The organism is Sinorhizobium prairiense (assembly GCF_029201645.2).
In the GTDB taxonomy this organism is placed as follows: Bacteria; Pseudomonadota; Alphaproteobacteria; order Rhizobiales; family Rhizobiaceae; genus Sinorhizobium; species Sinorhizobium meliloti_A.
Window position 1 is genome coordinate 3,013,857 of sequence record NZ_CP104131.1, and the last position, 22,687, is coordinate 3,036,543.

General features: G+C 64.4%; 19 protein-coding genes and 1 pseudogene. 7 read left to right on the forward strand and 13 right to left on the reverse strand.

Annotated elements, in window-relative coordinates; genetic code table 11:
* Nucleotides 1–17: 17 nt before the first annotated feature.
* From deoA to N0Q91_RS17340, 13 genes and pseudogenes are all read right to left on the reverse strand, one after another.
* Nucleotides 18–1,334, reverse strand: a complete 1,317-nt coding sequence (gene deoA, locus N0Q91_RS17280) for a thymidine phosphorylase (protein WP_275597035.1) — start codon at nucleotides 1,332–1,334, stop codon at nucleotides 18–20.
* Nucleotides 1,335–1,340: 6 nt separating this feature from the next.
* On the reverse strand, nucleotides 1,341–2,138 hold the full coding sequence (locus tag N0Q91_RS17285) for a purine-nucleoside phosphorylase (protein WP_275597036.1): 798 nt from the start codon (nucleotides 2,136–2,138) through the stop codon (nucleotides 1,341–1,343).
* Entirely contained in the window at nucleotides 2,135–2,530 is a 396-nt protein-coding gene (locus N0Q91_RS17290) for a cytidine deaminase (protein ID WP_003536146.1), read from the reverse strand. The genes N0Q91_RS17285 and N0Q91_RS17290 overlap by 4 nt, the downstream gene beginning before the upstream one ends.
* 2 nt (nucleotides 2,531–2,532) lie before the next feature.
* Nucleotides 2,533–3,504 (reverse strand): ABC transporter permease, encoded by a 972-nt coding sequence (locus N0Q91_RS17295; RefSeq protein ID WP_018093761.1) that lies wholly within the window; start codon nucleotides 3,502–3,504, stop codon nucleotides 2,533–2,535.
* A gap of 1 nt (nucleotide 3,505) precedes the next feature.
* On the reverse strand, nucleotides 3,506–4,639 hold the full coding sequence (locus tag N0Q91_RS17300; protein ID WP_127708786.1) for an ABC transporter permease: 1,134 nt from the start codon (nucleotides 4,637–4,639) through the stop codon (nucleotides 3,506–3,508).
* Nucleotides 4,636–6,171, reverse strand: a complete 1,536-nt coding sequence (locus N0Q91_RS17305; RefSeq protein WP_275597037.1) for an ABC transporter ATP-binding protein — start codon at nucleotides 6,169–6,171, stop codon at nucleotides 4,636–4,638. Before N0Q91_RS17305 ends, N0Q91_RS17300 begins: the two co-directional genes overlap by 4 nt.
* Nucleotides 6,172–6,446: 275 nt before the next feature.
* Entirely contained in the window at nucleotides 6,447–8,666 is a 2,220-nt protein-coding gene (locus tag N0Q91_RS17310; RefSeq protein WP_275597038.1) for a heavy metal translocating P-type ATPase, read from the reverse strand.
* A gap of 53 nt (nucleotides 8,667–8,719) precedes the next feature.
* A complete protein-coding gene (locus N0Q91_RS17315; RefSeq protein ID WP_275597039.1) occupies nucleotides 8,720–10,027 on the reverse strand; it encodes a Gfo/Idh/MocA family protein in 1,308 nt (435 codons plus the stop codon).
* Between the two features lie 87 nt (nucleotides 10,028–10,114).
* Nucleotides 10,115–10,939: a sugar phosphate isomerase/epimerase family protein gene (locus N0Q91_RS17320; RefSeq protein WP_275597040.1), complete on the reverse strand. Its 825-nt coding sequence runs from the start codon at nucleotides 10,937–10,939 to the stop codon at nucleotides 10,115–10,117.
* A gap of 17 nt (nucleotides 10,940–10,956) precedes the next feature.
* Nucleotides 10,957–12,372, reverse strand: a complete 1,416-nt coding sequence (locus tag N0Q91_RS17325; protein WP_275597041.1) for an enolase C-terminal domain-like protein — start codon at nucleotides 12,370–12,372, stop codon at nucleotides 10,957–10,959.
* 9 nt (nucleotides 12,373–12,381) lie between these two features.
* Complete coding sequence (locus N0Q91_RS17330; protein ID WP_275597042.1) at nucleotides 12,382–13,545, reverse strand: dihydrodipicolinate synthase family protein; 1,164 nt, start codon at nucleotides 13,543–13,545, stop codon at nucleotides 12,382–12,384.
* Between the two features lie 3 nt (nucleotides 13,546–13,548).
* Nucleotides 13,549–14,696: pseudogene (locus N0Q91_RS17335) on the reverse strand (Gfo/Idh/MocA family protein).
* 122 nt (nucleotides 14,697–14,818) lie between these two features.
* Entirely contained in the window at nucleotides 14,819–15,496 is a 678-nt protein-coding gene (locus tag N0Q91_RS17340; RefSeq protein ID WP_275597043.1) for a TetR/AcrR family transcriptional regulator, read from the reverse strand.
* A 193-nt stretch (nucleotides 15,497–15,689) separates the two neighbouring features.
* Here N0Q91_RS17340 and N0Q91_RS17345 point away from each other — a divergent pair, with 193 nt between their 5' ends.
* Genes N0Q91_RS17345 through N0Q91_RS17375 form a run of 7 tightly spaced genes read left to right on the forward strand, consistent with a single transcriptional unit; the run spans nucleotide 15,690 to nucleotide 22,674 of the window.
* The gene (locus N0Q91_RS17345; RefSeq protein ID WP_275597044.1) at nucleotides 15,690–16,973 is read left to right on the forward strand and encodes an ABC transporter substrate-binding protein; all 1,284 of its coding nucleotides are present in this window, start codon (nucleotides 15,690–15,692) and stop codon (nucleotides 16,971–16,973) included.
* A 5-nt stretch (nucleotides 16,974–16,978) separates the two neighbouring features.
* On the forward strand, nucleotides 16,979–17,935 hold the full coding sequence (locus N0Q91_RS17350; protein ID WP_018093750.1) for a carbohydrate ABC transporter permease: 957 nt from the start codon (nucleotides 16,979–16,981) through the stop codon (nucleotides 17,933–17,935).
* Complete coding sequence (locus N0Q91_RS17355) at nucleotides 17,928–18,815, forward strand: carbohydrate ABC transporter permease (protein ID WP_100669939.1); 888 nt, start codon at nucleotides 17,928–17,930, stop codon at nucleotides 18,813–18,815. The genes N0Q91_RS17350 and N0Q91_RS17355 overlap by 8 nt, the downstream gene beginning before the upstream one ends.
* A gap of 22 nt (nucleotides 18,816–18,837) precedes the next feature.
* On the forward strand, nucleotides 18,838–19,854 hold the full coding sequence (locus tag N0Q91_RS17360; protein WP_275597045.1) for a Gfo/Idh/MocA family protein: 1,017 nt from the start codon (nucleotides 18,838–18,840) through the stop codon (nucleotides 19,852–19,854).
* Between the two features lies 1 nt (nucleotide 19,855).
* The gene (locus tag N0Q91_RS17365) at nucleotides 19,856–20,929 is read left to right on the forward strand and encodes a Gfo/Idh/MocA family protein (RefSeq protein WP_275597046.1); all 1,074 of its coding nucleotides are present in this window, start codon (nucleotides 19,856–19,858) and stop codon (nucleotides 20,927–20,929) included.
* A gap of 24 nt (nucleotides 20,930–20,953) precedes the next feature.
* Nucleotides 20,954–22,036, forward strand: coding sequence for an ABC transporter ATP-binding protein (locus N0Q91_RS17370; RefSeq protein ID WP_275597047.1), 1,083 nt, complete (start codon nucleotides 20,954–20,956; stop codon nucleotides 22,034–22,036).
* Nucleotides 22,033–22,674: a glutathione S-transferase family protein gene (locus tag N0Q91_RS17375; protein ID WP_275597048.1), complete on the forward strand. Its 642-nt coding sequence runs from the start codon at nucleotides 22,033–22,035 to the stop codon at nucleotides 22,672–22,674. Before N0Q91_RS17370 ends, N0Q91_RS17375 begins: the two co-directional genes overlap by 4 nt.
* The last annotated feature ends 13 nt before the right edge of the window (nucleotides 22,675–22,687 follow it).

The window sequence follows — 22,687 nt, forward strand, 5'->3', positions numbered from 1 at the left end:
ACCGCGCACGCTTTTCCTCATCCCGCTCTCAGCTTCGAAACGACCACCGGCCGTTGCGCCGGCTCCTCGTCCGCGATCGCATAGAGCGTGGCAACCCGCTTTGCGATCGCCTCGGCCTGGCTTCGGTCGGCAGCATGGACGAAGGCGATCGGCTCGCCCTTTTCGACTTTCGTCCCGAGCGGTCGCAGGCCGGTAAAACCGACGCGATGATCGATCCGGTCATCCGGGCGGGTGCGCCCGCCGCCGAGTGCGATGACCGACATTCCCAATTCGCGCGTCTCGCAGGACGCCAGATAGCCGTTCCGGCCCGCCGGCACGGCAAGGACCGCGGGCGCCCCGGCAAGATAGGCGCCCGGGCGATCCACGAAATCGGCAGGTCCGCCGAGCCGCCGGATCATGAGGCCGAAACGCTCCATCGCCTCCCCGCTCTCCAGGACGCGCCGCGCCATGGCTTCGGCTTCGGCTTCATGCGCCGCAATACCCGCTGCAACGAGCATTTCCCCAGCCAGGGCCATCACGACCTGATCGAGGCGGGTTCCCGCTTTCTCGCCACGCAGATAGGCCAGGCAGCTCTCTATTTCGAGCGCGTTGCCGGCCGCGTCGGCCAGTGGCTCGTTCATGTCGGTGATCAGCGCAGAGGTGCGCACGCCCGCGCCATTGGCGACCTCGACCAGCGAACGCGCCAGGACTTCGGTTTCGGCGGGATCCGTCATGAAGGAGCCATTGCCGAGCTTGACGTCGAGGACCAGCGACCCGAGCCCTGCGGCGAGCTTTTTCGAAAGGATCGATGCGGTGATCAGCGGCACCGAATCGACGGTGGCCGTCACGTCGCGGATCGCATAGAGGCGCTTGTCGGCCGGCGCGAGATCGGCGGTCTGGCCGATGATGGCGCAGCCGACCTCATCGACCACCAGCCGAAAGAGCTCGGGCGATGGCTGGATGTCATAGCCGGGAATCGATTCGAGCTTGTCGAGCGTCCCGCCGGTGTGGCCGAGCCCCCTGCCCGAAATCATCGGCACGGCCGCACCGCAGGCGGCGACGATCGGTGCCAGCATCAGCGAGACATTGTCGCCGACGCCGCCCGTCGAGTGCTTGTCGACGATGGGACGTGCGAGATCGCTCCAGTCGAGCGTTTCCCCGGAATCGCGCATCGCCAGCGTCAGCGCCACGCATTCGTCGCGATTCATCCCGGAAAACCAGACCGCCATGGCGAAGGCGGCCGCCTGCCCTTCCGAGACCGAGCCATCGGTCACACCCGCGATGAAACCGGCGATATCCGCCGGATCAAGCCGATCGCCGTCCCTTTTCTTTCGTATGATTTCCTGCGGAAGCATGGCCGTTCAGCCTTCGCTCGCGATCATCTCTTTCAGGATTGCCGCCAGCCGCGTGCCGCCGAGCGGTGCCATTTGCTTGGTTTCTTCATGGCTGAGTTCCGCCCCGGTCATGCCGGCGGCAAAATTGGTGACGACGGAGGCGGCGGCGACCTTCAGTCCGAAGAACCGGGCGAGAATGACCTCCGGCACCGTGGACATGCCGACCGCATCGGCACCGAGGATACGGGCCATGCGGATTTCGGCCGGCGTCTCGAAGCTCGGCCCGGAGAACCACATATAGACGCCGCGCGCGAGCGGGATGCCGAGGCGTTCGGCGGCCTCCTCCATCCCTATCGCCAGCGCCGCGTCATAGGCATTCGTCATGCCGACGAAGCGCTCGTCGCTTTCGACGCCGATCAGCGGATTGGCGCCGGCAAAGGTGATGTGATCGGCAATGCGCATGACCGAGCCCGGCGGCATGTCTTCGCGTAGCGAACCGGCGGAATTGGTGAGGATCAGGTTCTCGACGCCGATCCGCTTCAGCGTCTCGATCGGCACGCGCATGGCACTGGCGTCGCCGCGTTCGTAATAATGGGCACGGCCGGAAAGCACGGCGACGGGAGTGTTGCCGATCCTGCCCGCCACGAACTCGCCGGCATGGCCGGAAACGCCGCTCACCGGAAAGCCCGGAATCTCCGCATAGGGGATGCGCAGCGGCTCCGCCACCGAGTCGACGAGCGAGCCGAGGCCGGAACCGAGCACGATCCCGTAGCGGGGCGCAAGCGCTCCGAGCTTGCCCCCGAGGAAGTCCGCCGCCGCCGTCATCCGAGAATCTCCGTCTCGAAGCTGTGCGGCAGCAGGTCGGAGAGCGCCAGCGTCTTCCTGATCCCCGTTTCGTCGCAAAGATAGATGCGGGTGCTCGCGCCGGAAAATTCCGCAAGCCGCTGACGGCAGCCGCCGCAGGGCGGGCAGAGCGCGAGTTTCTCGGCCACCACCGCGACCTCCGTGATCTTGCGCTGGCCGGCCATTACCATATGGCTGATCGCCGTCGTCTCGGCGCACCAGCCCTCCGGAAAGGACAGGTTCTCGATGTTTGCGCCCGTATAGATCCTGCCGTCCTCGGCGCGAATGGCGGCGCCGACCGGAAACTTGGAATAGGGCGCATGCGCCTTCGCCATGGCTTCACGCGCCGCGACAAAGAGTTCGTCCTTGGACATGATTAGCGCTCCTTCACATAGGGTACGCCGCCCGCCTTCGGCGGAATGGCCTTGCCGATGAAGCCGGCAAGCAGGATGACGGTGAGGATATAGGGCAGGGCCTGCATGAGCTGCACCGGAACCTGGCCGATAAGCGGCAAGGGCGTGCCCTGCAGACGGATCGCGAGCGCATCGAGGAAGCCGAAGAGCAGGCAGGCGAACATGACGTTGAGCGGCCGCCATTTGGCGAAGATCAGCGCCGCAAGCGCGATATAGCCCTTACCCGCCGTCATGCCCTTGACGAAGCCCGCCGTCATCGCCAGCGAAAGATAGGCGCCGGCAAAGCCGCAGAGAATGCCGCAGCAGATGACAGCCCGGTATCTGAGCCAGATCACCGAGATACCAGCGGTATCGACCGCGCCCGGATTCTCGCCGACGGCGCGCAGCCTCAGGCCGAAGCGGGTGCGGTAGAGAATCCACCAGCTGATGGGCACCATGGCGAAGGCGAGATAGGTGAGCAGGAAATGGCCGGACAGGAGGTCCGCATAGACCGGCCCGAGGACGGGAATTTCGCGGATCATGTCCGCGTCGGGGAAGTTGATCGTCTGGAACCGCGCGCCTTCGGCGAGCGCCGGCGTGCGGCCGCCTTGCCGGAACCAGGCCTCTCCCAGGATCACGGTGGAACCGGCAACGATGAAGTTGATCGCCACACCCGAGACGATCTGGTTACCGCGCTGGGTGATCGAAGCATAGCCGTGGACGAGCGACAGGGCCACGGAAACGAGGATCGCCGCAACGAGCCCCACCCAGACGGACTGCGTGACGGCTGCCGCCGCCCCGGCGGCAAAGGCCGCACCGAGCATCTTGCCCTCCAGGCCGATGTCGAAGACGCCGGCGCGCTCGGTGAACAGGCCGGCAAGGGCTGCGAAGACCAGCGGCACGGAGACGCGGATCGTCGATTCCAGGAGCACGACGAGAACGTGGAAGAAGTCCATTTCAGGCTCCCTTGGTCTGCACGACGGCGGCCGCGCGCTGGCCGCGCATCGCGAAGGCGCGCGTGATCGCCGGGCGGAACATGTTCTCGAGCGCCCCGGCAAAGAGGATCACGAGACCCTGGATGATGACGATCATGTCCCGGGAGATCGAAGGCATCTCGAAGGCGATCTCGGCGCCGCCCTGGTAGAGCACGCCGAAAAGGATCGCGGCGGGAATGATGCCGCCCGGATGCGAGCGCCCCATCAACGCGACCGCGATGCCGACGAAGCCGGCGCCTTGCACGAAATCCAGCTGCATGCGGAACTGCTCGCCCATGATCGGGTTCAGCGCCATCATGCCGGCAAGGCCGCCTGATATCATCATGGCGACGACGGTGATGCGGCTTTCGCTGATACCGGCATAGCGCGCGGCAGACGGGCTATGGCCCATGGTGCGCATCTCGTAGCCGAGCCTGGTGCGCCAGATCAGCACCCAGACCGCGAAGGCGGCCGCCAGCGCCAGGAGGAACGAGATGTTGAACGGCGCCGTGCCGATATTGAGGCCGAAGATCGACAGCAGCCAGTCGAGCTTCGGCAATTGCCCGCCTTCGGCGAAGGTGCGCGTCTGCGGCGCCATCGAGCCGAGCGGCTTCAGCACGCGTGTCAGCAGATAGACCATCAGGCTGGAGGCGATGAAATTGAACATGATGGTGGTGATGACGATATGGCTGCCGCGTTTGGCCTGCAGCCAGCCGGGCAGGAACGCCCAGAGCGCGCCGAAGAAGGCGGAGCCGACGATGGCGAGCGGGAAGACCACGTACCAGGGCATAGTCTGGTCGAGCCAGAGGCAGGCGAGCGCCACGCCGATGCCGCCGACATAGGCCTGGCCCTCGCCGCCGATGTTGAAAAGACCGGCATGAAAGGCGACCGCCACCGCGAGCCCGGTGAAGATGAAGGTCGTCGCATAATAGAGCGTGAAGCCGATATATTCGCCGCGGCCGAAGGCGCCGTTGATGAGATGATAGGCGGCTTCGAGCGGGTTTTCGCCGACGAGGAGAACGACGAGGCCGGCGACGAGGAAGGCGACGGCAAGATTGATCAGCGGGATGAGGCCATATTCCACCCATACCGGGAGTTTCGCATAGGGCGTACTCATTCTGCGGCCTCCTTGCGGCCTTCGACACCGGCCATCAGCAGGCCGAGCTCGCCTTCGGTCGCCTCGGGGCTGCGTTCGCCGACGACGCGTCCGGCAAACATCACGAGGATGCGGTCGGAAAGGGAACGTATCTCGTCGAGCTCGACCGAAACCAGCAGAACGGCCTTGCCCTGGTCGCGCATCTCGATGATCCGCTTGTGGATGAATTCGATCGCGCCGACGTCGACTCCGCGGGTCGGCTGGCCGATGATGAGGACGTCCGGATCCCGCTCCATCTCGCGCGCAAGCACGACCTTCTGCTGGTTGCCACCGGAGAAATTGGCCGTCCTCAGCCGCGCATTCGGCGGGCGAATATCATATTTGGCAATCTTCTCCTCGGCATCCTTGCGGATCGCATCGATGTTCAGGAACATGCCGTTGGAGAAGCGCGGGTCATGGTGGTAACCGAGGATCGCGTTTTCGCACTCCTCGAACTTGAGCACGAGCCCGACGTGATGCCGGTCTTCCGGCACATGCGCCAGTCCGCGATCCCGCAGTTTCGCCGGGTCCGCGTTGCCGGTCACGTCCACCGGCTTGCCGTTGAGGAGAACCGTCCCGGAGGCGGCCTTGCGGATGCCGGCGATCGCTTCGAGCAGTTCCGACTGGCCGTTGCCGGCCACGCCGGCGATGCCGACGATCTCGCCTGCACGAACCTCGAAGGAGACGTTATCGACCATGGTCACGCCGCGGCTGTCCTTGACCGTCAGCCCCTGGACGGCGAGCTTCACGTCAACGGGATTGCTCTCGCCCTTCTCGACACGCAGCAGCACGCGCCGACCGACCATCAGCTCGGCCAGTTCCTCGACCGAGGTTTCACGCGTCGTGCGCGTCGCCACCATTTCGCCGCGGCGCATGACCGACACCTCGTCGGTGATCGCCATGATCTCGCGCAGCTTATGGGTGATGAGGATGATCGTCTTTCCCTGCGCCTTGAGCTGGCCGAGGATGCGAAACAGGTGATCGGCCTCGGCCGGCGTCAAGACGCCGGTCGGCTCATCGAGGATCAGGATATCGGCCCTTCGATAAAGCGCCTTCAATATCTCGACGCGCTGCTGGAGGCCGACCGGCAGCTCCTCGATCAGGGCGTCCGGATTGACCTCGAGCGCATATTCCTTCTCGAGCCGTTTCAGCTCCTGCCGCGCCTTGGCGATGCCCTTGTTGAGGATCTGGCTGTCCTCGGCGCCGAGCATGACGTTTTCGAGCACGGTAAAGTTCTCGACCAGCATGAAGTGCTGGTGGACCATGCCGATCCCGACGGAGATCGCCGCATTCGGATCGCGAATGGAAACAGGCTTGCCGTCGACCAGGATCTCACCGTTGTCGGCCTGATAGAAGCCATAGAGGATCGACATCAGCGTCGACTTGCCGGCACCGTTTTCACCGATGATGCCGTGGATCGTGCCCTTGCGAACCTTGAGATTGATGTTCCTGTTGGCGTGGACCAGCCCGAAGCTCTTGTCTATTCCACGCAATTCGATGGCAATATTGTTCATATTGGCCTGCGATCCCCTTTTTGCCCGCTTCGGCTCATCGCAGAAACCGTGCCGACAATTTTTTTACCATTTGGTATAAGTTTATCATCGATTTTCAGGCGCGAAAGCCTGGGCGACGAAATCTCCTTATACTCTCATAGGATCGCCGGTGAGAGTCCAGCGCGAATATACACAGGGAGATTGCATCCATGGCGCGGGTGCGTGAAGCCGCTTCCCTCCCCTTTGAGGGGAGGGTTTGGGGGCCTTGCGGAGGTCGCGGGCTGAATCCCGGCCAACTAACGCAGCAGCCTCAATGCGTTGATCGTCACCAGGACGGTCGCGCCGGTATCGGCGAGGATCGCCGGCCAGAGGCCCGTCACGCCGGCAATGGTCGTCGCCAGGAACACCGCCTTGAGCCCGAGTGCGATCGTGATGTTCTGGTGAATGTTGCGCATCGTCACCCGTGACAGCTTCACCATCTCCGAGACGTCCGAGACGCGGGCATGGAGGCTGGCGGCGTCGGCCGTTTCCAGCGCCACGTCGGTGCCGCCGCCAACGGCGATGCCGACATCCGCCGCCGCCAGAGCCGGCGCGTCGTTGATACCGTCGCCGACCTTCGCCACGACGAGACCTTCGGCCTTGAGCCCGCTTACGATGCGCTGCTTGTCCTCGGGAAGAAGCCCTGCATGCGCCTCGATGCCCCCGAGCCGGCCGGCGATCGCCTCGGCCGTCGCCCGGTTGTCGCCGGTGAGCATCACCACCCGCAACCCCTGAGCGGCGAGCGCCCTCAGGCCCGCCGCGGCATCCGCACGCGGTTCGTCGCGCATGGCAAGCGCTCCGGCTGCCCTCCCGCCGACGACGAGCACGGAGACGGTCTTCCCCTCACCCTGCAGGGTTTCGATCCGAGCAAGTTCATCCGCGGCCAGCGGCGCGCGCTCCCGGACCGCCTCGGGCGAGCCGAGGAAAAGCTCGACGCCGTCCGCGGAAGCGGCAACGCCCTTGCCCCCGATCGCCCTGGCGCCTTCGACGGGAAGGAGCGCCAATCCATCGGCTTCGGCACGCGAGAGGACGGCACGGGCCAGCGGATGGCTGGATCCCTGTTCGAGCGCAGCGGCGTAGTCGAGCACCTCCGCTTCCGATCTGCCGAAGGCGACGATGTCGGTCAGCTTCGGCCTGCCTTCGGTGAGCGTTCCGGTCTTGTCGAAGGCGACGGCTGTAATCCTGCCGAGATTTTCGAGGACGGCGCCGCCCTTGATCAGAAGACCGCGGCGTGCACCTGCCGAAAGACTCGCCGCGATCGCGGCCGGCGTGGAGATGACGAGGGCACAGGGGCAACCGATCAGGAGAAGCGCGAGCCCTTTGTAAATCCAGTCCTGCCACAGGCCGCCGAAGGCGAGCGGCGGGATGATCGCGACCAATGCCGCGACGAGCACCACGCCCGGCGTGTAATATCGGGAGAAGCGATCGATGAAACGCTCCGTCGGCGCCTTCTTCTCCTGCGCCTCTTCGACAAGCCTGATGACTCGCGCGATGGTGTTGTCGGCTGCGGCGGCGGTGACGCGGACCCGCAGCGCGCCGTCACCATTGACGGTTCCGGCAAAGACGTTCGCGCCGGCTTCCTTCAGGACGGGCGTGCTCTCGCCTGTCACCGGCGCCTCGTCGACGCCGCTCTCGCCGGAGACGATGATACCGTCGGCGGGAAGCCGGTCGCCGGGACGGACGAGGACGATGGCGCCAGGGGCCAGGCTTTCGGCGGGGACCTCCACGGTCATGCCGTTTTCTTCGAGGAGCGCCGATTTCGGCACGAGCGCCGTCAGCGCCTGTATGCTCGCCCGTGCCTTGCCCGCGGCAACACCCTCGAGCAGTTCCCCGATCAGGAACAGGAGGACGACCATGGCCGCCTCCTCGCCGGCGCCGATGAAGACGGCACCGGCTGCCGCAATGGTCATCAGCATCTCGATCGAGAAAGGCGTGCCCGAAAATGCTGCCATGAGCGCGCGTCTCGCGATCGGCACCAGGCCGACGAGCATGGCGAGGATGAAAATCCGGGGCTCGGTACCGGGAACGAACTGGCCGATGGCATAGGCTGCGGCAAGGGCAACGCCGCAGGCGAGCGTGAGCCTGCCTTTTGCCGTTCGCCACCATGGCAAGGGCGTCCTGAAATGGGACGACGGCTTCGTGCCTGCCGGAAGGATTGTCGGATGGCCGTGATCGTGGTGCGGGCCGCCTGCAACATGCCCGTGGCCGCAGCAGGCGTGCTCGCTCTGAGCCGGCTGCCGTTCCGTCGCAACGTCAAGCGGCGTAAGCCCGTAGCCGAGTCCGCCGACCTTCCGCATCACCTGGGCGCCGATATCGTCGCGCGCCACATGCCGGACGGTCATGGTGCCGGCGGCCACCGAGACATTCACGTCCTCGACCCCCGCAACCCGCCTGACGGCCGTGTCGATCTTGGTCGCGCAGGACGCGCAATCCATCCCATCGACGCGGAATCTCGTTTCCCGAAATATGCCTGTCATTCCATGCTCCTTACGAAACCGGAAGCAAGCTAAGTCCTCTAGCAACTAGAGGTTCAAGAGGGAAAATGCGCGGTCCACCCGGCATTCGCCGCGAGCTTGCGCTCCGCCTGCCCGTCGGTGAACAATTCCGGCATCAGATCGGCCAGGCTGACGATCTTGCCCGTACGCGAACTCTGAAGCGCCGCAATGCCGCAAAGGACCGACATGGCGCCGGCCCGCGCACCTGCGCGCTGTCCAAGCGGATCCTTCGCATCCGGCGCAAAGAGCGTATTCCGCAGCCGGTCGTCGCCGCCATAGTGTCCGCCGGGAAAATGCGGCACCGTGATCCGTTCGATCGCCGCCTTGCCCTTCGGAAAGTTGCGGACGAGCAGGATCATGTCCTCGGCCGGCGTCTCCCACGGCTGGTCCTCGTACTGGCGAAGCTCGATCCTGCCCTTCGTACCGTTGAAGGCGATATGATGGCCCTCGATCGGCTGGAAGGTGTTGAGCGAATAGGAGACGTGGACGTCGTTGCGGTAGCGGATATTCGCGACCATCGTGTCGGGGATGTCGATATCCTCGCGGAAGACGCAGCCGTCGCGGAAATAGCCGTCGATTTCGGAAGGTTCCTCATAGAGCGAGTCGAGAAACGGATCGGCTTCGAGATCGAGGTAGAAGTCGCACTCGCTCTTGTGAGGACAGAGCTTGCAGCGAGGACCTCGAAACGGTCCCTTGCGGCCGTACATCTGCAGGTCGGCAAAGGCGCTGACCGCGTCCGGATCGCTGTCGAGATACCAGTTCAGGAGGTCGAAATGGTGTGTCGCCTTGTGCACGAAGAGGCTGCCCGATCGTTCCGTATAGGCATGCCAGCGGCGGAAATAGTCGGCGCCGTGGCGCGTATCGAGATACCAGTGGAAGTCGACCGAGGTGACGCGACCGATCTCGCCGGCATTGAGGAGTTCCTTGATGCGTGCTGCGGTCGGCGCGAAGCGGTAGTTGAAGGAAACGTCCACCCGGCGCCCGGTCCGCTTCTCCGCGTCGAGAATGCGGCGGATCTTCTCGACCGTGGTCGACATCGGCTTTTCGGTGATGACGTCGGCGCCGGACTCCAGGGCGCGCACGACGATATCGTCATGCGTGTCGTCCGGGGTGCAGACGATGACGAGATCGGGGCGCGTTTCGGCAAGCATGGTATCGACATTGCCGTAAACAGGCGCATTGGTGGCGATCATCGTGCGGGCGCGCTCGGCCCGCAGCGCGTTCGTATCGGCAATGGCGACCAGATCGACGAGGCCGCGCCAGCCGGCCAGAAGATCCCTGCCCCACATGGTGGTTCCGCGGTTGCCGGTGCCGACCAGCGCAAAGCGACGCTTGTTGTCCATCATACCCTCACGCAATCCCTGTCATATTTTGCCCTGTCATATTTTGCCCTGTCATATTTCGTAGGAGACACATCCTGCCCCAGCATATCAGCAGCAGTTCCGGTAGCGTTCCACACAGGTCGCGATCACCTCCTCGGCCGGACGCTTCCACCAGTTGTCTGCGGAGAAGATCTCGACCTCCTGAGCCCCGTGGAAGCCGGCCGCCTCGATCCGGCGCCGGATACCCTTGAGGTCGATGACGCCGTCGCCCATCATGCCGCGATCCGTCAGCATGTCCTTGGTGGGGACGAGCCAATCGCAGATGTGATGAGCGAGGATCGCCTGCATTTTGCCGGCCCTCGCGATCTGCTCGTCGAGATCGGGATCCCACCATACGTGATAGACGTCGATCGCCACGCCGACGCCCGGGCCAAGGGTGTCGCAGATATCGAGAGCCTGTCCGAGCGTGTTCACGCAGGCGCGGTCGGCGGCATACATCGGATGCAGCGGCTCGATCGCAAGCGGCACGCCGGCCGCGCGCGCATGCGGCAGCACCGCCGCGATCCCTTCCAGAACCATCCGCCGGGCCGCGTCGATGTTCTTCGAAGCTCCCGGAAGGCCGCCGACGACCAGTACCAGGCAATCGGCGCCGAGTTCCGCTGCCTCGTCCACCGCGCGCCTGTTGTCGTCGATCGCCTTTTCGCGTCCTGCGGCTTCCGGCGCCGGAAAGAAGCCGCCGCGGCATAGCCCGGTGAGCTTCAGACCGTTGGAGCGGACGACACGCACGGCCTCGTCGAACCCGATCGCCGCCACCTGGTCCCGCCAGGGCGCAATCGCCGTGATGCCGTGCTTTAGACAGATATCCACGGCTTCGGCGAAGCCGCACTGCTCCCGGATCGTCGCCAGATTGATGGAAAGCCCTTCGACCAGCATATGTTTTCCTCCCGATTTCAGGACACCGTCGCCGCCCAGCCCGGCTCGACGGATGAGCCGAGACCGACGGACCGCAAGACGGTGGAAAAGGTGATTTCGCCGCCGCGGATCGCCAGCCGCGCCCGTTCGCCAGCGCTTTCGTAGAGATCGCCATGACGCGCGAGATAGGCGGCCTGCTCTGCCGCCGGGGCGCCGGCCATGCCGTCGACATAGTGGTGGCCGTTGCGTTCGACGTGGCCGGCGCCGATAAGCGCTGCCAGCACGAGGTCCTGCTGGAGCGCCAGGCCCGACTGCGTGGTCAGGTCCTCGGCGGACATGAAACAGCATGCGGTCCCGGCCTCGGCGTTCCACATCTCCACGCGAGCGCGGTTGATGAGTGCCCGGTAGAAGCCTTTGCAGGACTTCGAGGAGATGCCGGCATAACCGAGCGCGCGGGCACGGAGAAACGCGCCGATATCGCCATCGGACTCGTCGATTTCGAGCGGCATCCGCCGGGCGACTTCCGTGACCGGTTTCGACAGCGCCTCGGCGCGAGCGATCGGCTGCTCGAAGAAGAGCGCCGAGGCGCTCAATTTTTCGAGACGCGGCTCTTCGGCGATCCGGTCGAGAAGATCGGCAACGGCATCGGCATTTTCGAACTGTTCGTTGCCGTCGAGCGTCACCCGATACGCATCGACGCCCTGGTCGAGGATGGCGGCGATGGCGAGCAGACGCTCGGTGTCTTCGGCCGGGCGCCCCGATACCTTGATCTTGAAATAGCGGTGGCCATAGGCGGCGATCACCTCTTCCAGCGTCTGTGGCAGGCCGTCCTCCAGCCGCTGCCCGGGCGCGAAATCGGCCGCCGTCAGCGCGTCTGCAAGGCCGATCGTGTGGCGAACGGCCAGCCTGGGGCCGGGTTCGAGGCGCGAGAGGAACCGCGCAAGGTCGAAGCCTCCCAGATCGGGCGCGGTGGCGTCGGTGATGCCCGGCAGGTTGCCTCTGACCGCCTCGGCGGCGCTTGCTCCGGTCATGCGGGACACCGCGTCGAGGATGGCGCGATCAAGGAGCGCCAGGCCGTAGGAGGCGACAAGGGCTGGCAGGCCATGCCCGGCTGCCGCCCGGTGGTGATCACCCTCGGCAGCCGCGTGCAGTCCAAAGGGGGTCTGCGCCTGCAGCGAGGTCAGCCCTTCGACCGCCAGACGCAAGGAGGCACGCAGCTGCTCGACATTATCCTGCGGCGAAAGACCCGGGTTCTTGTCGAACCATTTCGGCATCATCATCTCTGCCGCCCAGCCGATGGCGGACCGGCCGCGCGCATCCTCCACCCGCACCCGGACGAAGGCCTGCGGCGCGCTCGCAACGCGCGCCGAGCCGAAGCGGAAAGGAAAACGGAATTCGACCGGCCGCTCGAAAACCTCCGCTTCGGCCAGCCTGACGCGCGGGGCTTGCGTCATCGCAAAGCCTCACTCGACGCCGTGCACGGCGAGCACGCGCCGCATGCGGGCGGCGGCAAGCTCCGGATCGGCCAGGACCCCGGCTCTGTCGGCAAGGCGGAAAAGCTCGGCGACATGGACGAGCGATCGGGCGCTCTGCTGTCCGCCGATCATGACGAAATGGTCCTGAAGGCCGTTCAGATAAGCAAGGAAGACGACGCCGGTCTTGTAGAAACGCGTCGGCGCCTTGAAGATGTGGCGCGAGAGCGGCACCGTCGGCTCCAGCAATTCGAAGAATTCGCCGTTTCGCCCGCTGCCCAGCGCTTCCAGCGCCGCCGAAGCCACCGGCGCGATGACATCGAAGATGCCGAGCAGCGCATCCGAATGCCCTTCCTCGTCGCCGGCGATGAGTTCGGCATAGTTGAAGTCGTCGCCGGTATACATGCGCACGGCTTTGGGCAGTTGCCTCCGCATCACGATCTCCTTTTCCTTGGAAAGGAGCGAAATCTTGATCCCGTCGACCTTTGCGGCATGCGCCTCGAGGACCTCGAGACAGGTCTTCATCGCCGCCATGTGGTCGCCATTGCCCCAGTAGCCTTCGAGCGCCGGATCGAACATCTCGCCGAGCCAGTGGATGATCACCGGCTCCTTCACCTGGGAGAGAACGCGGTCGTAGACGCGGATATAGTCCTCCGGGCCCTTCGCCGTGGCGGCAAGCGCACGGCTCGCCATCAGGATGATCCGGCCTCCTTCTGCCTCGATCGCCTCGATCTGGCTCTCATAGGCCCGGAGAATATCGTCGATCGACACGTCCGGCCCCGGCGCCAGATGGTCGGTGCCGGCGCCGCAGGCGATCAGCGCGCCCTGGCGGCCGCGCGCTTCGGCAAGCGAGCGGCGGATGAGTTCGCGCGCTTCCGGCCAGCCGAGGCCCATGCCGCGCTGGGCTGTATCCATCGCTTCGGCAACGCCGAGACCGAGATCCCAGAGGCGGTGACGAAAGGCGAGCGTGCGCTCCCAGTCGATCGCCGGCGCCAGCCAGGGATCGTTGTCGGCGAGCGGGTCGGCGACCACATGGGCGGCGGCGAAGGCTACCCTGGAAAAGGCCTTGGCGTCACGCCTGTTGAAAGGCACCGGCCGACCCGTGAGGTCGTAGCTGGCAAGCCTGCCTTCGATTGGAAGCTTGATGCTGACCATGGCTCAGAGCTCCAATTCCGGAACGTCGAGCCAGCGGCGCTCCGCCCAGGATTTGAGGCCGAGTTCCGCAAGCTGTACGCCCTTGGCGCCGGCTTCGAGCCCATAGGGCCAGGGGCCGTCCTCCGCCACGTGGCGCAGGAACATTTCCCATTGCGCCTTGAAGCCGTTGTCGAAGGCCTGCGTATCCGGCACCTCGTCCCATGTCCTGTAGAAATCGATCGTCTGCGGCTGATCGGGATTCCAGACCGGTTTCGGGGTGTTGACGCGGTGCTGCGTCCAGCATTTCGTGAGTCCGGCGACAGCGGAACCATGGGTTCCGTCGACCTGAAACGTCACCAGATCGTCGCGCCGCACGCGCACCGCCCAGGAGGAATTGATATGCGCGACGATGCCGCCTTCGAGTTCGAAGGTGGCATAGGCCGCGTCGTCGGTGTCGCAGTCGTAGGCGCGGCCCTGTTCGTCGATACGGCTTGGGATATGGGTCGCGCCGAGGCAGGAGACGGCCTTCACTTCCCCGAAGAGATTGTCGAGGACGTAGCGCCAGTGGCAGAGCATGTCGAGGATGATGCCGCCGCCGTCCTTTTTCGGTAGTTCCATGAGGGCCGCTGGGCCGGAACGCCCCAATCGCCTTCGAACACCCAGTAGCCGAACTCGCCCCGCACCGAGAGGATCTTGCCGAAAAAGCCCGAATCCCTCAGCAGGGCCAGCTTGCGAAGGCCCGGCAGGAACAGCTTGTCCTGCACGACTCCATGCTTGAGCCCGGAGGTGCGCGCCTTCCGCGCCAGCTTGACCGCCGTCCTCAGATCGTCGGAGATCGGCTTCTCGCAATAGACGTGCTTGCCGGCGTCGAGCGCGCGGCCGATGAGCTCGGCACGCATCAGCGTCGTGCCGGCATCGAAGAATATCTGGTCGTTCGGATCGGCAAGCGCCGCGTCGAGATCGGTCGACCAGCGGGCGATGGCATGGCGCTTGGCCAATTGCTCCATCTTGTCGCGATTGCGACCGACAATGATCGGATCGATCTCCAGCCTTTCGCCCGACTGGAGCGTGATCCCGCCCTGATCACGGATGGCCAGGATCGAGCGCACCAGATGCTGGTTGTAGCCCATGCGGCCGGTGACACCGTGCAATATTATACCCAAACGCGGCATGCCGTTCCTCCCTGAGAGGCCGGTGAGGGGAAGAACCAGCCCTCCCAAGCCAGTAACTAATCGGTTACTTTGTGGCAGAGGAGAATCGCACTTGTCAACAAAAAAAACGACATGTGCCTGGATCAGCGCCGGATCGACGCCAGCGTGACATGGACGATATGGCGCTTCCAGACGTCGAGATTGCTCTTGTCCATGAGGTCGCGACCGAAGATCGTCGAGAGCGTGTACTGGTTGGAAAGGTAGAAATAACCGAGGGCGGCGATCGTCAGATAGAGGTTCAGCGGATCGACATCGGGCCGAAAGAGCCCCTCGCCCTTGCCGCGCTGGAGAAGGTCGGAGAGCTTGTCTATAAAGCTCGAATGCAGCTCCTTTAGACGCGTCGACTGACGCAGCCAGCGGGCCCGGTGCAGGTTCTCGGTGCCGAGGAGACTCAGGAATTCCGGATGCTCCAGGAAGTAGCCCCAGGTGAACATGGCGAGCTCGGCAATTCCCTGCTCGGGCTCCAAGTCGCTGAGATTAAGGGATTTTTCCGCCGTTCTTATCCCCACATAGGCCTCTTCCAGCACGGCGAGATAAAGCTGTTCCTTGTCGCCGAAGTAGTGGTAGAGCATGCGCTTGTTGATGCCGGCCCTCTCGGCGATGGAATCGACGCGGGCGCCGCCTATGCCGTTTTCGGCGAACTCCCGGGTCGCGGCGGCGAGGATCGAGGCACGCGTGCGCTCGGGGTCGCGCTGAAGCGCCCGCTCCGCCCGTCCCCCGGACCCGCTCCTCCCTTTCGCCTCGCCTCTTATCTTGTCCATCACGCGCAACCTCCGCAACCTCTTGCCTTTAACGGCCTTCGGTGCAACTTTGTCAAAATAATTTACAAGCCAATGACAGTTCGGCACACAACTGCTTGACAGGATCACTGCTTCTCCATAACTTGTAACCAAATAGTTATTTGTTGCAAGAGGCCGGAACGTTGTGGAGGCGTTCCGAAGGGAGGAGGAACAGATGACGCATAAGATCAGCAGGCGAAACGTACTCGCGGGAGGGGCGGCACTTCTTTCGATGTCCGCACTGGGGCCCGCCTTTGCGCAGGAGGCGCGGCTGCGGGTGCTCTGGTGGGGTTCACAGGCCCGTGCCGACCGCACGAACAAGGTCAATCAGCTCTTCCAGGAACAGAACGCGGGCGTCGCCATCAACGGCGAATTCCTCGGCTGGAGCGACTACTGGCCGCGGCTTGCCACCCAGGTGGCCGGGCGCAATGCGCCCGACATCATCCAGATGGACTATCGCTACATCGTCGAATATGCCCGGCGCGGCGCGCTCGCGCCCCTCGACGATTATCTCGGTTCCGTGCTCAAGGTCGAGGATTTCGACCAGGTGCAGATCAAGGGCGGCAGCGTCGAAGGCAAGCTCTACGGCATCAGCCTCGGCGCCAACTCGGCAGCGATGATGGTCAATGCCGCCGCTTTCGAGGAAGCCGGCATCGAACTTCCGACGCCGTCGACGACCTGGGAAGAGATGGCGCGGACGGGCGCCGAGATCACCAAGGCCGGCAAGCGCAAGGGTTTCTATGGCCTCTCCGACGGCAGCGCGGTCGAGCCGCTGTTCGAAAACTGGCTGCGCCAGCGCGGCAAGGCACTGTTCACCGCGGACGGCAAGATCGCCTATGATGCGAACGATGCGGCCGAATGGTTCGCCATGTGGCAAAAGATGCGCGAGGACAAGGCCTGCGTCCCGCCGGACATCCAGGCGCTCGACCAGTACAATGTGGAGACGAGCCCGCTATCGCTCGGCAAGGCGGCCGCTTCCTTCGCGCACTCCAACCAGTTCGTCGCCTATCAGGGCATAAACAAGGACAAACTGGCGCTGAGAAGCCATCCACTGATCGACAAGGATGCGAAGGGCGGCCATTATCGCAAGCCGTCGATGTTCTTCTCGGTCTCGGCCCAGACCAAGGACCCGGAACTCGGCGCAAAATACGTCAACTTCTTCGTCAAGGACCCGAAAGCCGCCGAAATCCTGGGCGTCGAGCGCGGCGTACCGGAATCGGCAGCCGTACGCGAGAAACTGGCGTCGACGCTCGACGAGCTCGGCCGCGCCATGCTCGACTATGTCTCGGGCCTCGGAGCGCTTGCCGGCGATCTGCCGCCGCCGCCGCCCAGCGGTGCCGGCGAGGCGGAATTCGCTCTGCGCAACGTCGCCGAACAGGTCGGCTTCGGTCAGCTCGACGCCAAGCAAGGAGGCGAGACGCTGGTGAACGAGGTCAGCCAAATCCTTGCACGAGGTTAAGGAGGATGGCGGCCGTGCAGGACACCGCTGTCGCAGTCGGCACGGGCGCGTCATCGCGCCCGGCCGCACAGGGCCGCTTGGCCAGGACATGGGCAAGCCATGGAGCCGGCTACATGTTCCTGTTGCCATGGCTCATCGGCTTCTTCGGCCTGACGCTCGGGCCCGCCATCGCCTCGCTCTATCTTTCCTTCACGAATTTCGACCTGATCCGCGCGCCGGAATGGATCGGCACCGCAAATTACGTGCGCATCGCGACGGCCGACCCGAAATTCGCCGCGGCGATCAAGGTGACCTTTCTCTATGTCGTGCTTTCGGTGCCCTTCAAGCTCGCCTTCGCGCTGCTCGTCGCGATCCTTCTCGACCGCGGCGTCCGGGGGCTCACCGTCTATCGGGCGATCTTCTACCTGCCGTCGCTGCTTGGCGGCAGCGTCGCGATCGCCGTGCTCTGGCGACAGCTCTTCGCCGGCGACGGCCTGATCAACAGCCTGCTGGCCCAGTTCGGCATCGAGGGGCCGAGCTGGATCTCGCATCCGGACTATTCGATATGGACGCTCGTGGTCTTGAGCGTCTGGCAGTTCGGATCGCCGATGATCATCTTCCTTGCGGGCCTTCGGCAGATCCCGACGGACATGTACGAGGCGGCGAGCCTCGACGGGGCGTCCAAGTTCCGTCAGTTCTACAAGATCACGCTGCCGCTCTTGACGCCGGTGATCTTCTTCAACGCGGTCGTGCAGACGATCGACGCCTTCAAGGCCTTCACACCCGCCTTCATCATTTCCGGCGGCACCGGCGGGCCGATCAACTCGACGCTGTTCTACACGCTTTACCTCTACCAGGAGGCCTTCGGTAATTTCCGCATGGGCTACGCCTCGGCGCTTGCCTGGATTCTCGTGCTGATCATCGGGCTGTTCACGGCCTTCTCGTTCCTCACCTCTCGCTACTGGGTGCACTACGATGACTGACGCGACCATGAGCTCGGTAACCGCCGCGCCGCCGGTCCCGACGGGCCGCCGCGGCCCTGTGGGATCGGTCCTCGTTCACGCCGCCCTGATCGCCGCCTCGATCGCCATGATCTATCCGCTCCTGTGGATGATCTCGGCATCGGTCAGGCCGGAGGACGAGATCTTCGCCTCCACGTCGCTTTGGCCCTCCTCGGTGGATTTCTCCTCCTATCTGCGCGGCTGGTTCGGGCTCGACGTCAGCTTCGGGCGGTTCTTCTGGAACTCGCTGGTCATCGCGGTCCTCACCGTCGTCGGCAATGTCGTCGCCTGCTCGCTCGCGGCCTATGCCTTCGCAAGGCTGCGCTTCGCGGGGCGGAATTTCTGGTTCGCGATCATGCTCGGCACGATGATGATCCCCTATCACGTGACGCTCATTCCCCAATATGTGCTCTTCCTCGATCTCGGCTGGGTGAACACCTTCCTGCCGCTGGTGGTCCCGAAGTTTCTTGCCAGCGATGCCTTCTTCATCTTCCTCATGGTGCAGTTCTTCCGCGGAATCCCGCGCGAACTGGACGAAGCGGCGATGATGGACGGCTGCGGCGCCTGGCGCATCTACTGGAAGATCATGCTGCCGCTATCGCTTCCCGTTCTGGCGACGGCCGCCATCTTCTCCTTCATCTGGACCTGGGACGATTTCTTCGGGCCGCTGATCTACCTCAACGACATGAACAGCTACACGATCCAGCTCGGCTTGAGGACCTTCGTCGACTCGAGCAGCACCTCCGACTGGGGCGGGCTCTTCGCCATGTCGACGCTCTCGCTCGTGCCGGTGTTCTTCTTCTTCCTCTTCTTCCAGCGCCTTCTGATCGAGGGCATCGCCACCACCGGCATGAAACGCTGAGCGACGGAGCTAGAAAACCATCATGGACGAATTGCGTTTCGCTGCCGTCGGGCTCAACCACAATCACATCTACGGCCAGGTCGACTGCCTGCTTCGGGCCGGCGCCCGCCTCGCCGGTTTCCACGAGAAGGACGATGCGCTGGCCGCGGAATTTTCCGCCGTCTACGCAGACGCCCCGCGCATCGCGACGGCAGAGGAAATCCTCGAGGACGAGAGCATCGGCCTCATCGTCTCGGCCGCCGTTTCGAGCGAGCGCGCGGAACTGGCGATCCGTGCCATGCAGCACGGCAAGGACGTGCTTGTCGACAAGCCGGGCATGACGAGCTTCGACCAGCTCGCCAAGCTGCGCCGGGTCCAGGCCGAGACGGGCCGCATCTTCTCGATCCTCTATTCGGAGCATTTCGAGAGCCCGGCCACGGTCAAGGCCGGCGAGCTCGTCGCCGCCGGCGCGATCGGCGAGGTGGTGCACATCGTCGGCCTCGGCCCGCACAGGCTGCGCCGCGAGACGCGGCCCGACTGGTTCTTCCGCCGCGCGGACTATGGCGGCATCCTGACCGACATCGCATCGCACCAGTGCGAGCAGTTCCTGTTCTTCACCGGCGTCAACGACGCGACCGTGCTTTCGGCGAGCGTCGGCAACCGGAGCGTTCCCGACGCTCCCGAACTGCAGGATACGGGCAGCATCCACCTCGCGACGGGGCGGGCCACCGGCATGATCCATGTGAACTGGCTGACCCCGGAGGGAATGCCGACCTGGGGTGACGGCCGGCTCTTCATCGTGGGCACATCCGGAACGATCGAGGTCCGCAAGGCGGTCGATCTCGCCGGGCGCGAAGGCGGCAACCACCTGTTTCTCGCGGACCGCAACGGCGTCGAACATATCGACTGCTCCCGCGTCGACCTGCCCTTCGGGCGTCAGTTCCTCGCCGACATCCGCGACAGGACCGAAACCGCGATGCCGCAGGAGCGCTGCTTCAAGGCCATGGAGCTTGCGCTTCAGGCGCAGGCGATCGCCGAACAGAACGGGGACAGGAACTGACATGAGCGTGAAGACAGTCGCCATCATCGGCTGCGGCATCGGGCGTTCGCATATCGTCGAGGGCTATCAGCCGCACCCGGACAAGTTCCGAGTCCAGGCTCTCTGCGACCTCAACGAGGAACGGATGAACGAAGTGGGCGACGAGTTCGGGATCGAGCAGCGGACCCGCTCCTTCGAGGAACTTCTCGCCGACGATGGAATCGACATCATCGACATCTGCACCCCGCCAGGCATCCATCTCGAACAGGTGCTGGCGGCCCTTGCCGCCGGCAAGCACGTGGTCTGCGAAAAGCCGCTGACCGGATCGCTGAAGGGCGTCGACGCGATCATGGAAGCCGAGAAGCAGGCACGTGGCGTGCTGATGCCGATCTTCCAGTATCGCTACGGCGACGGCATCGAGAAAGCCAAGCGCATCATCGAGGCCGGCATCGCGGGAAAGCCCTATGTCGGCTCGGTCGAGACTTTCTGGCTGCGCACGCCCGAATATTATTCCGTCCCCTGGAGGGGCAAGTGGGCGACGGAGCTCGGTGGCGTGCTCGTCACCCACGCGCTGCATCTGCACGATATGATGCTGCATCTTCTCGGCCCGGTGGCGCGCGTGTTCGGCCGGGTCGCGACCCGGGTCAACGACATCGAGGTCGAGGACTGCGCCTCCGCGAGCCTGCTCATGAAGAACGGCGCCTTCGTTTCGCTTTCCTGTACGCTCGGCTCTCAGGAGCAGATCAGCCGGCTGAGGCTGCATTTCGAAAACGTCACCTTCGAGAGCAGCCACGAACCTTATGCGCCGGGTAAGGATCCGTGGAAGATCATCGCGGCAAATGACGAAGTGCAGGCGCGGATAGACGAAGTGACCGGCGACTGGCGTCCGGTCTCGCCGCGCTTCACCACCCAGATGGCGCATTTCCACGATTTCCTGAGCGGCAGAGGACCCCTGCCCGTGACGACGCAGGATGCGCGCCGCGCGCTGGAACTGGTCACCGCGATTTATCAATCCGCCGATACCGGCCGCGAAATAGAGTTGCCGCTCGGGCCGGACAGCCCGAAATATGCCGATTGGCGTGCGAATACCCGATAGAGGGCCGCAGGGAGGAACTTTGACATGGCGACGAGCGTCGTTCTTCAGAAGGTCGAGAAGCGCTACGGCGCGCTCGATGTGATCCACGGCATCGACCTGACCATAGACCCCGGCGAGTTCGCCGTTTTCGTGGGTCCGTCCGGTTGCGGCAAGTCGACGCTGCTCAGAATGATCGCCGGACTGGAGGAGATTTCCGGCGGCACGCTGATGCTTGACAGCGACCGTATGAACGAAGTGGCACCCGCCAGGCGCGGCATTGCCATGGTGTTCCAGTCCTATGCGCTCTATCCGCACATGTCGGTCTACAAGAACCTTGCTTTCGGCCTCGAAACGGCCGGCTTCAAGAGGGCCGAAATCGAGCCGAAGGTGCGCCGGGCGGCCGAGATCCTGCAGATCGAAAAGCTGCTCGACCGCAAGCCGAAGGCGCTCTCCGGCGGTCAGCGGCAACGCGTGGCGATCGGCCGCGCGATCGTGCGCGAGCCGCGGATCTTCCTCTTCGACGAGCCGCTTTCCAACCTCGACGCCGAACTCCGCGTGCAGATGCGCGTGGAGATCTCAAGGCTTCATCGGGATCTCGGCAACACCATGATCTATGTGACGCACGATCAGGTGGAGGCCATGACCATGGCCGACAAGATCGTCGTCCTGAATTCCGGCCGGATCGAGCAGGTGGGCGCACCGCTCGATCTCTACAACAATCCCGTCAACCGCTTCGTCGCCGGCTTCATCGGCAGCCCCAAGATGAACTTCCTCAAGGCGCGGATCGCGGACGTCACCGAAAGCGAAACGGCGATCGAGGTCTGCGGCGGAACGATCCGCCTCCCCCGTCGCCTGAACGGTGCGACCCAGGGGCAGGACGTCACATTCGGCATCCGGCCGGAGCATCTTTCCGCGCGCGAGGGCGGTATCGAGCTCGCTTCGGTCAATGTCGAGATCGTCGAGAATCTCGGCGGCGAAACCATGCTCTACGGGATCACGCCGGATCGCCAGCAGCTGACCGTCGCGCTGGAGGGGCAGCAGAAGGTCGAGCGGGGCTCCAATCTCGCCGTCCACTTCGACCCGTCGCGCTGCCACGTCTTCGGCGCCGACGGAAGGGCCATGCGATGAAACTGTTCTACAGCCGCAATCCCAACCCGAGGCTTGCCGTCGCGGTGGCACGCCATCTCGCAGCCGAGGTCGAGTTCGAATTCGCCTCACCCTTCGCGCCGGGGCAGGCGGAGCGGTTTCGGCCGCTCAACCCCAACCTTTCGCTGCCGATACTCGTGGAGGCCGGAAAAAGCCTTTGGGAGGCCGACGCGATCGCCTGCCGGCTTTCCCGCAAGGTGCAATCGGATTTCTGGCGCATGGGCGACGACGAACCCGACATGGTGCGATGGATCAGCTGGGGCAAGGAAAACTTCGTAAGAGCTTGCGACATGGTGCAGTTCGAGCGCGGCACGAAGCAGCGCTATGGGCTCGGCCCGATCGACCAGCAGCTGGTCGAGGAGGGGCTGAGCAGGTTCCGTACGGCAGCGGCGATACTCGATATCGAGCTTTCCGGGCGGAACTGGCTGGTCGGAGACGCCGTATCCCATGCGGATTTCCGAATGGCGAGCTTTCTGCCCTTCAACGAAGCCGCCCGACTGCCGCTTGGCGATTATCCCAACATCTGCCGCTGGAGTGACCGGCTCGAGGAGATCGACGCCTGGCGCGATCCCTTCAGGGGTCTGGATGCGCCCGAACTGCCGCCGATTCCGGAGCGCTGATCAGACCGCAGAC